At 63.2% G+C, this 14,331-nt stretch carries 10 protein-coding genes; 6 read left to right on the top strand and 4 right to left on the bottom strand.

What is annotated here, in order from left to right:
* Positions 1–72: 72 nt before the first annotated feature.
* Positions 73–1,305 carry a cell wall hydrolase gene (locus ASC48_RS07745; protein ID WP_055455156.1) on the bottom strand — a complete coding sequence of 411 codons (1,233 nt, stop codon included), beginning with the start codon at positions 1,303–1,305 and terminating at the stop codon, positions 73–75.
* Positions 1,306–1,648: 343 nt separating this feature from the next.
* Entirely contained in the window at positions 1,649–3,325 is a 1,677-nt protein-coding gene (locus ASC48_RS07740) for an electron transfer flavoprotein-ubiquinone oxidoreductase (protein WP_055455155.1), read from the bottom strand.
* Positions 3,326–3,594: 269 nt separating this feature from the next.
* Here ASC48_RS07740 and ASC48_RS07735 point away from each other — a divergent pair, with 269 nt between their 5' ends.
* The 5 genes from ASC48_RS07735 to ASC48_RS07715 all read left to right on the top strand — a co-directional run bounded on the left by ASC48_RS07735 (position 3,595) and on the right by ASC48_RS07715 (position 7,972).
* Positions 3,595–4,551 (top strand): uracil-DNA glycosylase, encoded by a 957-nt coding sequence (locus tag ASC48_RS07735; protein ID WP_055455154.1) that lies wholly within the window; start codon positions 3,595–3,597, stop codon positions 4,549–4,551.
* 78 nt (positions 4,552–4,629) lie between these two features.
* Positions 4,630–5,340 carry a PilZ domain-containing protein gene (locus tag ASC48_RS07730; RefSeq protein WP_167345120.1) on the top strand — a complete coding sequence of 237 codons (711 nt, stop codon included), beginning with the start codon at positions 4,630–4,632 and terminating at the stop codon, positions 5,338–5,340.
* A 51-nt stretch (positions 5,341–5,391) separates the two neighbouring features.
* Positions 5,392–6,255 (top strand): S49 family peptidase, encoded by an 864-nt coding sequence (locus ASC48_RS07725; protein ID WP_055455152.1) that lies wholly within the window; start codon positions 5,392–5,394, stop codon positions 6,253–6,255.
* A gap of 96 nt (positions 6,256–6,351) precedes the next feature.
* The gene (locus tag ASC48_RS07720) at positions 6,352–6,534 is read left to right on the top strand and encodes a hypothetical protein (RefSeq protein ID WP_141658899.1); all 183 of its coding nucleotides are present in this window, start codon (positions 6,352–6,354) and stop codon (positions 6,532–6,534) included.
* A 481-nt stretch (positions 6,535–7,015) separates the two neighbouring features.
* Positions 7,016–7,972: a glycine--tRNA ligase subunit alpha gene (locus tag ASC48_RS07715; RefSeq protein ID WP_055455150.1), complete on the top strand. Its 957-nt coding sequence runs from the start codon at positions 7,016–7,018 to the stop codon at positions 7,970–7,972.
* A gap of 140 nt (positions 7,973–8,112) precedes the next feature.
* Here ASC48_RS07715 and ASC48_RS07710 read toward each other — a convergent pair whose 3' ends face one another.
* Complete coding sequence (locus ASC48_RS07710; protein WP_208975591.1) at positions 8,113–9,570, bottom strand: putative bifunctional diguanylate cyclase/phosphodiesterase; 1,458 nt, start codon at positions 9,568–9,570, stop codon at positions 8,113–8,115.
* Positions 9,571–10,003: 433 nt separating this feature from the next.
* Between ASC48_RS07710 and glyS the strand changes: the two genes are divergently transcribed.
* Positions 10,004–12,082: a glycine--tRNA ligase subunit beta gene (glyS, locus tag ASC48_RS07705; protein ID WP_055455149.1), complete on the top strand. Its 2,079-nt coding sequence runs from the start codon at positions 10,004–10,006 to the stop codon at positions 12,080–12,082.
* Positions 12,083–12,549: 467 nt separating this feature from the next.
* On the opposite strand, the gene ASC48_RS07700 is transcribed toward glyS, so the two are convergent.
* On the bottom strand, positions 12,550–13,977 hold the full coding sequence (locus ASC48_RS07700) for a DEAD/DEAH box helicase (RefSeq protein ID WP_055455313.1): 1,428 nt from the start codon (positions 13,975–13,977) through the stop codon (positions 12,550–12,552).
* Positions 13,978–14,331: the final 354 nt, after the last annotated feature.

Raw genomic sequence — 14,331 nt, 5'->3', positions numbered from 1 at the left:
ATCTCCGCTTCGCTGCGTCCGGGACGACGACGGAGGGGCAGTTCTCCCGCCCCTTACATTTCCTGATCAGCCTCAGTTCCAGCCGCCGGCCTTGGTCTTGTAGAAGATGTGCAGGCCGATCTGGCCGCGCTTGTTCATTTCACCGGCCCAGCGCGGCTTCACATAGGTGGCGTGATAGTGCGTGGAGGCATCCACCATCTTCAGATATTGCTGGCCCGAAACCACTTCCTTGGCAAGGCGCTGCGCCGTGGCCCAGGCGTCCGGTGAGGTGATCCGGTCCGGAATGCCGTCACAGGCGAAGGAGAACTGGCACTGGTTGCGCCTGTTCTGGTTCTGATAGACCACTTCGCAGATGGAGTTCGGATAGGCCGGGTTCTTCACCCGGTTCAGCACCACCTGAGCCACCGCGACCTGCCCCTCCTCGGATTCACCCCGCGCCTCGAAGTAGATCGCCTCGGCCATGCAGCGCTGCTCCTTGGGTTCCAAAACAGACAGCGGCAACGGCTTCTGCGCCCACCAATGCGGGTTCTGCGGATCTTCCGGCGGCGGCAGGTCCACTTCATACTGCGGACCGAACAAAGCCGTAAACGGATCGCGGGACGTATCGGCCGCTTCCGGCGCATAGGCTGACACCAGCGAGAAGCCGGCAGCTGCCGCGTTGCGCGCCATCATCATGCGCTGCAGATCCATCGGCTCGCCCGCTTCCTCCGTGCCCTTGCTGCGGCCGCCCTTCGGCTGCTTTGCGGCGCTGGCGAACTGATTGCGCTGATCGGCCGTCAGCGGCTCGGGCTTGACGAAGGCAACGCGCGGCATGTCGGCCTGACCGCCGTTTCCAATGAGGCTGGCCATGGCATAGACCGAGCCGGAAGCCTGCTCCAGCATTTCCCGGTCCGGCGCCATCGACATGAAACGGTCGCCCTTGCCGGTGCGGTTGATCCGGATCTCATCCGGCACTTCCGTCGGCAGCGTCTCACGCACCAGAGGCTCAAGCCCCTTGATCACGGTGTTCTGCATGCCCTGCGGTGCCGATACAGTAACGCCTTCCAGCGTCAGCTCCGGCGCCGGCAGGGGCGTTGCCTGTGCCAATGTCAAAGTGGGAGGCAGCTGCGAGCTGAAATCGACGGTCTCCAGCGCCTGCATCCAGGACGGCATGCCGCCTGCTGACATCAGTGCACTGATATCCTGCTGGCCGATGGAGCCGGTGAGACCGATGAACGCGAGGGGGGCGGCGGCCAGCGCGTGACGGAGCTTGAAGCGCCGGCGCGGACGGATGGGCTTGCCGCAGAGATAAACGGGGCCGAACATACGCAACGCAACTCCAACCTTCCGCGCCTTTACAGGGCCGCGAACGCAACAGGGGACATCCCATCAAGACTTGACCTTGAGTTTGTCCTGTTAACCTTGAGAAGGAGTTAATGCCGCGAAATTTCCAGCCTGCCCCTGCGTTATTTTTTCTTGGGGACGCGGGACATGGTTAAGGCTACCTCCGGCAGGCAAGTGCGCACTGCCCGACCCTGATCATCAATGCCACTGAGGAAAAAGCCAGGCACCGCGCCGACCCGGCCTTGTGCCGGGACGGCGCGGGAGTGTTCCTGTTTGCCCAAAACCAGCCCCCGGAGAGCTGGGCTCGCCGGGGGGCGAAGAAGGATCACATGTTCGGGTAGTTCGGACCGCCGGAGCCTTCGGGCACCGTCCAGGTGATGTTGCCGTTCGGGTCCTTGATGTCGCAGGTCTTGCAGTGGACGCAGTTCTGCGCGTTGATCTGGAAGCGGGGCGCGCCCTCACCTTCCTCGACCCATTCATAGACACCGGCCGGGCAATAGCGGTTGGACGGGCCGCCATAGACGTCGTGCTCGGAAGCCTTCTGCAGCGCCATGTCCTTCACCTTCAGGTGGACCGGCTGATCCTCCTCATGGTTGGTGTTGGACAGGAACACCGAGGACAGCTTGTCGAAGGTGACGACCCCATCGGGCTTGGGATAGGCGATCGGCTTGCACTCGGCGGCCGGCTTCAGGCTCTGCGCGTCGGTCTTGCCGTGCTTCATGGTGCCGAAGAAGGAGAAGCCGAACAGTTCGTTCGTCCACATGTCGAGGCCGCCCAGCATGACGCCCATGACCGCACCGAAGCGCGACCATAGCGGCTTGACGTTGCGGACCTTCTTCAGGTCCTTGCCGATGTCGCTTTCGCGCCAGGCGGTGTCAAAGGCCGTCAGTTCGGCATTCGCCTCACCCCGGCCCAGCGCCTCCATCACATGCTCGGCAGCGATCATGCCGGAGAGCATGGCGTTGTGCGAGCCCTTGATGCGCGGCACGTTGACGAAGCCGGCGGAGCAGCCAATCAGCAGGCCACCGGGGAAAGACAGCTTCGGCACCGACTGGTAGCCGCCCTCGGTGATGGCGCGTGCACCATAGGCAAGGCGCTTGCCACCCTCGAAGGTGTCACGGACGGCCGGATGGGTCTTGAAGCGCTGAAACTCGTCGAAGGGCGACAGGTACGGGTTCTGGTAGTTGAGATGCACCACGAAGCCGACGGCGACCTGATTGTCCTCCAGATGATAGAGGAAGGAGCCGCCGCCCGTGCGGTTGTCCAGCGGCCAGCCGAAGGAATGCTGCACCAGCCCCAACTGATGCTTTGCCGGATCGATCTGCCACAGTTCCTTGATGCCGATGCCAAATTTCGGCACATCCGCATCCTTGTCCAGCTCGAAGCGGGAAATGAGCTGCTTGGCCAGCGAACCGCGCACGCCTTCGGCGATCAGCACATATTTACCGCGCAGTTCCATGCCGCGGGTGTAGTTTTGGTTGGGCTTGCCGTCACGGCCAATGCCCATGTCGCCGGTGGCGACACCTACAACCTTGCCCTCTCCGTCATAGAGCACTTCGGCGGCGGCAAAGCCGGGGTAGATCTCCACGCCCAGCTCTTCGGCCTTGGTGGCCAGCCAGCGGCAGACATTGCCCAGCGAAACGATGTAATTGCCATGGTTGTTCATCAGCTTCGGCATCAGAACATTCGGCAGGCGCATGGAACCGGCGGGTCCCAGCACGAGGAAATGGTCAGCCGTCACCGCCGTCTTGATGGGCGTGTCCTCGCTGCGCCAGTCCGGCAGCAGGCGGTCCAGGGCGATCGGGTCAATGACCGCGCCCGACAGGATGTGAGCGCCCACTTCCGAGCCCTTTTCCAGGACCACGACGGACAGCTCTTCGCCCTTCTCGTTCGCAATCTGCTTGAGGCGAATGGCGGCGGAAAGGCCTGCGGGGCCAGCACCGACAATCACCACATCAAAATCCATGCTTTCGCGCTCGGGCAGCTCAAGCTCTTCCGTCATCGCACTCTCCCTCTCAAGCACGCCAGACTGCGAACAGACTGGCGCAATTGCAGCAGGCGGCCCCACCCTGCCCGCTTGACTGTCTAAGCGTCGCGTCCTCTTTAGAGCAGCTCAAGTGGACCTGCAATTCCTCCGTTTCGGCTGGCAAGGACTTTACGTTAACGTAAACGTTAGTCAACCCATCAGCTTGCCGCAGGAATGGAACCGATATCACGGGAGAGCGGAGCAAGGCATGTTGTGTTTGCGCCATCTCCCGTTACATTGGCGGCATGATCACGTCTTTCTCAGCATCTGGCCTGACGGCCCGGCACATCGAGGCGCTTCTGGACTTTCTTCAAGGCGCCGGTGTGGATGGCTGGGTGGAAGATGACGTCATCGACCGTTTTGCCCAGTCGGCGCTGGAGGCAGAGCAGGCTGCGATGGCGCGCCAGTCGCGCGGCGGCGGTTTCAGCCCGCAGGATTACGGTCAGGGTCCGGTTCAGTCACGCATTGCCGGTCAAGCTGCCCCGCCGCCCCTCAATCTGCCGTCACTCAACCGCAACGTAACGCTCAAACCGCAGGCGCAGGCACCTGTTTCTGCCTCCACGGATCCGGCGGTCATCCCCGGCGAACAGGCGGTGAAGTCTGCCCGCGAGGCGGCAAAGTCAGCCGCAACGCTGGAAGACCTGAAGGCCTGCCTTGCCGCCTTCAATGGCTGCAATCTGCGCCTCACCGCCAAGTCGCTGGTCTTTGCTGATGGTAATCCGTCTGCCCGGGTGATGCTGGTGGGCGAAGCGCCGGGCCGGGACGAGGATCTGTCCGGTGTGCCCTTCATCGGCCGCTCCGGACAGTTGCTGGACCGGATGCTGGCGGCCATCGGGCTCGACAGATCTTCTGTCTATATCGCCAATGTCGTGCCCTGGCGCCCGCCGGGCAACCGCACGCCGACACCGCAGGAAACGGAAATCTGCCGTCCTTTCATCGCCCGGCAGATCGAACTGGCCAACCCGGATTTTCTGGTCTTCCTGGGCGCTGCATCCGCCAAGGCGCTGACAGGCAACACGGATGGCATCCGCCGCATGCGCGGGCGCTGGATGGATTATGATGCGGGCGGGCGGAAGATCCGCGCCATCGCGACCTATCATCCGGCCTATCTCCTGCGCAGCCCGCTGGAAAAACGGCTGGCCTGGCGGGACTTCCTTGCATTGAAACAAGCACTTTCCAACGCAAGTGACGCAATTGGATGACCGGGCGAACCCTTAAGTATACGCATTGTTAAAGTTGTATCAGCTAGCTCTAATATGTTGGGCGGGGCATCGCGGGCGATGACAGATACGGCATTCTCGACAAGGCGGCAACGGCCGGACCAGACAGCGGAAAAGGCGCCGGAAAAACCATCCGGGCCGGACGGTGGAATTGTGGCCGTGGTCAAGCCTGCAGCAGCCGGGATCCCATCCGGTTTCGCAGCCCCCCGCACGGCCAAGCCTGCACCTGATACGCAAGCGGCTCAGACTGTTCTGGCCATCGATATCGAGCGCCTGACCTGCATTCCGGCGTCCATCAGCAACCTCACACAGTGGGGGGGCCTTCTCTCCTCTCCCGATATCAAGCTGCTGCAGAAGAACATCGCCCTGCGCTTCAGCGACGAAAAAAGCCTCCGCGCAGCGACGGTGACGTCGATCAACGGCAATGATGCAACGATTGTCTTTGCTGGGGTGGCAGGCGGCGCCGAAAGCCAGCGCAAGGAAGTGCGCCGCGCCGTCTCGATCCAGGTGGTGCTGACGGACCCTGAACGCACACGCCGCGTCACGGGACGCATCGTCGATGCCGCCCGTTCCGGATGCCGCGTACAGGCGGCCGGCGTCAAGCATCTGGGCAAAACCATCCATCTGCGCGTGCTGGGCATGCCCCGCGCCATCGTCGCGGAAGTCATGTGGTGCGACGATGAGGGGGCGGGCCTGCGCCTCAACTGGCAAGCTGTCAGTCAGCTGGCGGCCAAGACAAAGGCTGATTTTCTCGCGCGCGGCACTATCTAATGCTCACTGGCAGGCATTACCGCCTGCCCTGGCAAGCCGGAACGGGATTTCATGCTGACAGCATTCAAGAACAGATTTCAGAAACTCCTCGGGCGTGGCGGCGCTGCCATTCCTGTGGTCCGCCTGCAGGGCGTCATTGGCAGTACCGGCCCTTTGCGCAGCGGCCTCACGCTCGCGTCCGTGGCCAAACCGCTCGAACGGGCCTTCTCGATGAAGAAGGCGCCTGCCGTGGCGCTGATCGTCAACTCGCCCGGCGGCTCACCCGTGCAGTCCCGCCTCATCTATACGCGCATCCGTGCCCTTGCCGAAGAACACGGCAAGCAGGTGCTTGTGTTCGTGGAGGATGTAGCGGCATCCGGCGGCTATATGATCGCCATCGCAGGCGATGAAATCATCGTCGATCCGTCCTCCGTGGTCGGCTCCATCGGCGTCGTCTCCGCTGGCTTTGGCTTTACCGAACTCATCAGCAAGATCGGCGTGGAACGGCGCGTCTATACCGCAGGCAGCCGCAAGGTGTCGCTGGATGCCTTCAGCCCGGAGAACCCGGAAGACGTGGCGCATCTGAAGTCGCTGCAGGCCGAAATCCATGACGTGTTCATCACCATGGTCAAGGAGCGGCGCGGGGAACTGCTCTCGCAGGATCCGGATCTGTTCAGCGGCCTGTTCTGGACCGGACGCACCGCCTGCAGTCTCGGCCTTGCCGACAAGGAAGGAGATCTTGTCTCCGTGCTGAAGGAACGGTTCGGCGAGAAGGCGCAGCCGGTGCTGATCAGCCAGCCGCGCGGACTGTTCGGCCGCAGATCCTCAGGCGGCGTTGGCGGCGGCATCGGGGCCACGCTGGGCGCAGGTGCTCTGACTGAGGAGGTGCTGGGCGCCCTCGAAAGCCGCAGCTTGTGGGCCCGTTACGGTCTGTGACATTTTTTGACCGGGACGCCACACCTTGAGGCCCGTTTTGCCTTGCCTCCGCCACGATCGGACGGGAGGATTGCACATCATATGGAGATATTCCGCATGCATCCTCTCGCCATCCTCGCCCTTGCCGGAACCGCCGGCCTCCTTCTTGCCCGCGTCATGCGCCGTGAGATGGCCAAGGTGGACCGGCGCCTGTCGAAGGTTCGTGCCGCGCCGGGCACGTCCATTCCGGTAACGCTGAAGCTCGACCCCAGCACCGGCCGTTACCGGCCGGAAGACTGATTGGGCCGTTACCGGCCGCAAGACTGACTGGGCTGTTACCGGCCGCAAGACTGACTGGGCCGTTGCCGTCCGCAAGACTGATCGGGCCGTTACATGCCGCAGGACTGATCCTCCGGCGGCTGTCAGCATCCGTTCCGGACTGTCAGCCAGGCACCAGTTCCTCTCCTGCCCTTAAGAAGAGATGCCCCCGGCAGTGGGCAGAGGGGGTAACTGACTGTCCGTTCGTAAGAGAGCTCCTGCGTTTGCGAAGCGCTGCCCCGCCCTCTGTCTGCTGGCGCAGACATCTCCCCCTCAAGGGGGGGAGGGGCGTTGCGGCCATAGGCAGGGCTTTGCCCCCGGCAGGCTGACAGGCACCCAATTCACGCGCCTGCGTGCGGGTGCGGCTTGACCTTGTCCCGCCTCCGTGGCACCTCTCCGGCCAATCAGGGCGGCGGCCAGCTGCGCCGTGCCCTCTCCGTCTCGAACGACCGGGAAATGCCAGATGCCGAATGAAACCCTTCCGGACCACATGCGCCCTGAAAATTCCTTTCAGGCGCTGATCCTGACCCTGCAGCGCTACTGGGCGGATCAGGGCTGCGTCGTGCTGCAGCCCTATGACATGGAAGTGGGAGCAGGAACATTCCATCCGGCGACGACGCTGCGCTCGCTCGGGCCGCGCCCGTGGAGGGCAGCCTATGTGCAGCCCTCGCGCCGCCCCTCGGACGGCCGTTATGGCGAGAATCCGAACCGCCTGCAGCACTATTACCAGTTTCAGGTGATCCTGAAGCCCTCGCCCGAGAACCTGCAGGAACTCTACCTCGACAGCCTCTACGCCATCGGCCTCGACCCGTCGGTGCATGATGTGCGCTTCGTGGAAGATGACTGGGAGAGCCCCACCCTCGGAGCATGGGGTCTTGGCTGGGAATGCTGGTGTGACGGCATGGAAGTGTCGCAGTTCACCTATTTCCAGCAGGTGGCCGGTTTCGAGTGCTCACCCGTCTCCGGGGAACTGACCTACGGGCTGGAGCGCCTGGCCATGTATATTCAGGGCGTCGATAACGTCTATGACCTGAATTACAACGGCCGCGAAGGCGCGGACAAGATCACCTATGGCGATGTGTTCCTGCAGGCCGAGCAGGAGTACTCGCGGCACAATTTCGAGCATGCGGATACCGAGATGCTGTTCCGCCACTTCCGCGATGCGGAAGAAGAATGCCGCCGCCTGCTCGCCGCTGGCGAAGCGGCTAAGGAAGCGGCCGGCGCCGATGTGCATCAGATGGTGCTTCCCGCCTATGACCAGTGCATCAAGGCCAGCCACGCCTTCAATCTGCTGGATGCACGCGGCGTGATTTCCGTGACCGAACGCCAGAGCTACATCCTGCGGGTGCGCGAACTGGCCAAGGCCTGTGGCGGCGCCTTCCTGCAGACGGCAGCGGGCGGCGTCGGCTATTCGGGCTGAGACCGCCTTTCACCATCAAAACCCGGCAGACATGACAGAGGGGCATCCGCACAGCGGGTGCCCCTTTCCGCGCCTCATACCAGGGCTTTCGATGTTGATAGCAAGGCTTTCGATGCTGACGCATCACACCTTGAAAATGTTCAAGCGCCGCACAGGCTTGACGCCTTGAACTTGGTCAAGCAGGAGACGAGGCGTCCAGGATCTGCTGGCGTGCAATGTTGGCGCAGAGCAGGGCATAAGCCTCTTCCGCGCTGACCGCATGGGAAAACAGGAAACCCTGCCCGTAGTTGCAGCCTTCGTGGCGCAGCTGCTCCCGCTGCTCCTGCAATTCGATCCCCTCGGCAATGGCCTCGATACCAAGGCCCGCCGCAAGCCCAAGAATGGCGCGGACGATGGCGGCGTTCTCCCCCCCCCTCTCCCATGCCCGCGATAAAGGACCGGTCGACCTTTATGCGGTCGACACGGAAGTCCCTGAGATACCTGAGACTGGAGTGTCCGGTGCCGAAGTCATCCAGCGCAATGCGCATACCCGCTTCGGAGAGCTGGCCGAGGATCTCCCGCGCCGTCTTGGGGTCCTTGATCAGGGCATTTTCCGTGATTTCGATTTCCAGCCGCTCCGGCGGAAAGCCGGTGTTGCCCAGAATGGTCAGGATGCGCAGCGGCAGCATCCGGTCATGCAGTTGCACCGGCGACAGGTTGAAAGACAGATAGATGTCGGCGGGCCAGCGCAGTGCCGCCTCGCAGGATTTCATCAAAAGGTGGTCGGTCAGCTCCGGCATCAGGCCGCAGTCTTCCGCGATGGGAATGAAATGCGAAGGGGGCACCTTGCCAAAGTCCCGGTCGGTCCAGCGGGCCAGAGCCTCGAAGCCGGCAATCTTCTCGCTGCGCAGGTTCCAGACCGGCTGGAAGTGTGGGCTGATCTGGTTGCCGGCAATCGCCCCGCGCAGCCGCTGCTCCAGCAGCGTCCGGTGCAGGATCGCCGCATCCATTTCCGTCTCGAAGAAGCGGAACGTGGAACGGCCGGACGTCTTCGCCCGGTACAGTGCCACATCGGCCCGGCGCAGCAGCTCGACGATGGAATAGCCATTGTCCGGAAAAACGGCGATGCCGATGCCGGAGCCCACCGTGACCTGCCGGGCGCCGATGAGGAAGGGCTCCTGCACCCGGTTCAGCACCCGCCGCGCAACGCCCGCAGCCGCATCCTTGTTGGCCAGAACCCCGGTGACGATGGCAAACTCATCCCCGCCCAGCCGGGCGACAAGCCCTCCCTCGCCCACGGCCTCGATCAGGCGGCCGGCGAACTCCTTGAGCAGAAGATCGCCGAAGCTGTGGCCATAGACGTCGTTGACCGGTTTGAAGCCGTCGATGTCCATCATGATGACAGCGCGGAACTCGTCCGGCTCCATCATGTGCACCATGGATGGAAACACCATTTCGATATGACGCCGGTTCGGCAGGCCGGTCAGCGGATCATGCAGGGCTTGCGCCTGCGCCTGCGTCAGCGCGGCCTCTGCTTCTTCCAGGGCATCGGACAGTTCATGCGTCTTGCGGACAGAGCCAACCCACGCACCGGCAGCCGCGCTGGACAGAAAGGACAAAAAGATCACAATGGCATATGGCCAATCACCCTGTTCAGTGGCTAAAGCAGAAGCCGCAACCAGAAATATAACAAACAGAACAGCAGCCACAATTGCAGGTAAGCAGAACTTGCTGCTTGATATCAAAGGCATTATTTCAGACAGGCTTCTTGTTACTGATATTTTTGCCAAGTTAGGGCGAACTCCAAACTGCTCTCGTTAGATTATCTCTTGAAGCCCATTGAGAAAGCATGAAACGAACCTCTTAAATCTGCACACGTCCCCGAAACATGCCCTGACGGAATTTGCACTGACGGCGGAAAGGCTTCATTTCGCGGCGCTGCCGCAAGGTTGGGGGTGACATTTTGGGCCGGGCTTGCTAGGCACACGCGCTGCGGTGTGCGAGTGCTTGCCCGCGCCCTGCCCTGATGTTTTCAATCGAAGGTTCAGACCCATGCCCGATCTCCTGCTTGAACTGTTCAGCGAGGAAATCCCTGCCCGCATGCAGCGCCGTGCTGCCGATGACCTGAAGTCACTGGTCACCAATGCGCTGGTGGAAGCCGGTCTGACCTATGAGGGCGCAAAGGCCTTTGCCACGCCCCGCCGCCTTGCCCTGCATATCGCCGGCCTGCCCGTTGCCTCGAAGGCCACCCGCGAGGAGCGCAAGGGCCCGCGTGTCGGCTCCCCGGCGCAGGCGCTGGAAGGCTTCCTGCGCGGTGCGGGCCTTTCCTCCATCGAGGAAGCCACGATCCAGAGCGACCCGAAAAAGGGCGAGTTCTACATCGCCGTCATCGAGAAGCCGGGCCGCCCGGCGGAACAGATCATCGCGGAGGTGATGCCTGGCATCATCCGCAACTTCCCCTGGCCCAAATCCATGCGCTGGGGCTCCGGCACCCTGCGCTGGGTGCGCCCGCTGAAGTCCATCGTCGCCACCTTCGGCCCGGAAACGGAAGAGCCGGAAGTGATCGCCTTCGACATCGACGGCATCACCGCGGGCAACACGACGCGCGGCCACCGCTTCCACGGCAACGAGACATTCACCGTCCGCCGCTTCGACGACTACATGACCAAGCTGGAAAAGCAGAAGGTCATTCTGGATGCCGACCGGCGCAAGGACGTGATCGTGCATGATGCGCGCGATCAGGCCATGGCCCTGGGGCTGGAACTGGTGGAAGACGAAGGCCTGCTGGAGGAAGTCGCCGGACTGGTGGAATGGCCGGTGGTGCTGACGGGCTCCTTCGACGAGGCGTTCCTGTCGATCCCGGACGAGTGCATCCGCCTGACGATCCGCGCCAATCAGAAGTGCTTCGTGCTGCGCAACCCGGCAACGGGGCGCCTTGCCAACCGCTTCGTGCTGACCTCGAACCTGATTGCAGCCGACGGCGGCAAGACGATCATCGCGGGTAACGAGAAGGTGATCCGCGCCCGCCTGTCCGATGCGCGTTTCTTCTGGGAAACCGATCTCAAGACCCGGCTGGAAGACAATCTGCCGAAGCTGGACAGCATCGTCTTCCACGAGAAGCTCGGCTCGCAGGGCGAACGCGTGAAGCGCCTTGAGGCGCTGGCCGCCGAGCTTGCCTCTTCATGCGGTGCTGATGCTGATCAAGCCCGCCGCGCTGCCCGGCTGGCCAAAGCCGATCTCGTCTCCGGCATGGTTGGCGAGTTCCCTGAGCTGCAGGGCCTGATGGGCCGCTACTACGCCACCCACCAGGGCGAAAGCGCCGACGTCGCCACGGCCATCGAGGACCATTACCGCCCGCAGGGCCCGTCCGACCGCGTGCCGTCGAACCCGGTTGCCGTCGCCGTTGCGCTCGCCGACAAGCTGGATCTTCTCACCGGGTTCTGGGCCATCGACGAAAAGCCGACCGGCTCCAAGGACCCCTTCGCCCTGCGCCGCGCCGCCCTTGGCGTCATCCGTATCATTCTGGAAAACAAGCTGCGGCTGCGGCTTGGCAGCATAGCAGCGCCGCAGATCGGCGCGCGCGGTGCCGATGCCTCCGCCACCACGGCGGACCTCCTCTCCTTCTTCGCCGACCGCCTGAAGGTGCATCTGAAGGAAGAAGGCGCGCGGCATGATCTGATCGATGCGGTCTTTGCCCTTGGCGGGCAGGATGACCTGCTGATGGTCGTGCGCCGCGTCGAGGCTCTGGGGGCATTCCTTGCCACCGAGGACGGGGCCAACCTGCTGGCGGGTTACAAGCGTGCGGTCAACATCCTCAAGGCCGAGGAGAAAAAGGACGGCGCCGCCGTTTCCGGCCGTCCGGCCGCAAGCCACTTCCGCGAGGAAGCCGAGATTGCACTCGCCAGCGCCATCGACACGGCCCGCGCTGCGGTCAGCGAAGCGCTTTCGGGCGAAGACTTCGCCGCCGCAATGGAGGCCCTCGCCGCCCTGCGCGCTCCGGTCGACCGGTTCTTTGCGGACATCCTCGTCAACGCCGATGAAGCCGCCCTGCGCGCCAACCGCCTGAAGCTCCTCGCCGAAATCCGCGACATCGCCGGTCTCGTCGCCGACTTCTCCAAGGTCGCCGGCTGAGTTCAGCCATCTGAAACAGAAAGCCCGCAACGGAACGCCACCGCTGCGGGCTTTTTTTTGTTTGAAGAATATGCAGCTTCGAGATCATCTTCCCGGACGCAGCGTAGCGGAGATCCGGGACCGGTGAGTCAAGGTCCATCGGCTGAGACCAAGTCCATACGGCGCTTGAGCATGTTCAAGGAGTGATACGCCAGCATCGAAAGCCTTGGTATGAGGCATTCAGGACAAACAACTTGCACCTCGGCTCTCCGGTCCCGGATCGCGCAAGCGCGTCCGGGAAGACGATGGAGAAGGCTTTCAATCAACAGGGCCCGGCGGTTTCCCGCCGGGCCCTGAAATTTTCACACCGGAAGCAGCCTCACCCTTATATCAAGGCTTTCGATGCTGACGCATCACGCCTTGAAATTGCTCAAGCGCCGCACAGGCTTAACCAACTCTCGATGAGTCAAGCTCATCGAGAGGTGGTATTATGGGCGGGCGTCGCGGCGGTCGCTGCGGGACTGGACCTGCGCGGCAATCTGGGCCGGACCGCCGTTCTGCGGACGGCGCTGGCCGCTGCCGGGCTTGCGGCCCTGGCTGCCTTGCGGCTTGCCATGGCCATTGCCGGAACCGCCCTTGCCGCCTTCACCACGGCCACGTCCACCTTCAGAACGGGCATTGTGCTGGCGGCCCTGATCACCACGACCCTGATCGCGTCCATGGCCTTGACCACGGCCCTGCTGGCCGCCGCCGCGTGCCGGACGCTTGGCAGCAGCACGGCCTTCAGGCGGAGCTTCGCCGCTGGCCACGGGGATGCGGATGCCTGTCAGACGCTCGATGTCACGCAGCAGGCCGATTTCGTCCGGCGCGCAGAAGGCGATGGCATCGCCATCGGCCCCTGCACGGGCGGTACGGCCAATTCGGTGGACGTAGCTTTCCGGCACATCCGGCAGGTCGAGGTTGTAGACGTGGCTGACGCCCGGAATGTCGATGCCGCGTGCGGCCACATCCGTGGCCACCAGAATGCGGGTCTCGCCGGACTTCAGTTCCTTGATGGCGCGGTCGCGCTGGTTCTGGCTCTTGTTGCCATGGATGGCATTGGCCTTGAACCCGGCGGCTTCCAGACGGCGCACCACCTTGTCCGCGCCATGCTTGGTGCGGGCAAAGACCAGCGACAGATCGTCGGGGCGCTCGGACAGGCAGTTGATCAGCAGGCTGATCTTGTCGCCGTTCGAGACGAAGTGAACGCACTGGGTCACCTTGTCTGCCGTGCGGCCGGCCGGAGCCACTTCCACGCGGACCGGATCGGTCAGGTAGGAGCGGGAAAGTTCCTCGATCTGCTTCGGCATGGTGGCCGAGAACAGCAGGGTCTGACGCTTCTTCGGCACCAGATTGGCGATCTTGCGCAGGGCATGGATGAAACCGAGGTCCAGCATCTGGTCGGCTTCGTCCAGAACCAGATATTCCACCTGGTCAAGACGCAGGGCGTTGCGGTCGATCAGATCGAGCAGACGGCCCGGCGTGGCGACGAGAATGTCGCAGCCACGGGACATGCGCTTGATCTGCGGGCCGATGGAAACACCTCCCATGATGGTGGCAACCTGCAGCGGCGTCGACTTGATGAAACCGATGATGTTCTGCGCGATCTGGTTCACCAGTTCGCGGGTCGGCGCCAGGATCAGGGCGCGGGTGGCGCGGGCTGGAGCCGGCTTGGGGTTGGCGAGCATGCGTTCGACCAGCGGCAGGCCGAAAGCGGCGGTCTTTCCAGTGCCGGTCTGGGCAAGGCCCATCAGGTCATTGCCGGCGAGAATGAGCGGGATGGCTTCGCGCTGGATCGGGGTCGGCTGGTCGTAGCCGATCGCGGCGATGGCCTTGAGGATCGACTGGGAAAGCCCGAGAGCTTCAAACTGAGTCAAATGAAAACCTTCAACTGTCGCGCCTGCCGCATCGAAGGGCACGCGCACAAGGTGGACCGGCCCTTGATGGACCAGCCTTTCGTGGCGGTTACGGCACGGGCCAAATGGCAATCCGGACCGTCAGAACCCCGCGTGAAATGGGAACCTGGGAAAAGGCATCGCAGCCTCTGGCGCGACGCGGAACGGCTCACGCATCCTGTCAGTCTCCGTCGCGGATCACCTTTCGGGAAGGGCCGGATCTGCCAGACCGCAGCATCTGCGGGTGCCCCGCAACAACATGTGAGGGGCAGGCGCGTGGAGAGGACGCAGGCCGCTCACGCGGCGGCCAAACCGTATCTTGGCGCCTGTATCGGC

Source organism: Pannonibacter indicus, from assembly GCF_001418225.1.
GTDB lineage: Bacteria > Pseudomonadota > Alphaproteobacteria > Rhizobiales > Stappiaceae > Pannonibacter > Pannonibacter indicus.
This window is presented reverse-complemented; position numbering and strand designations above follow the sequence as displayed.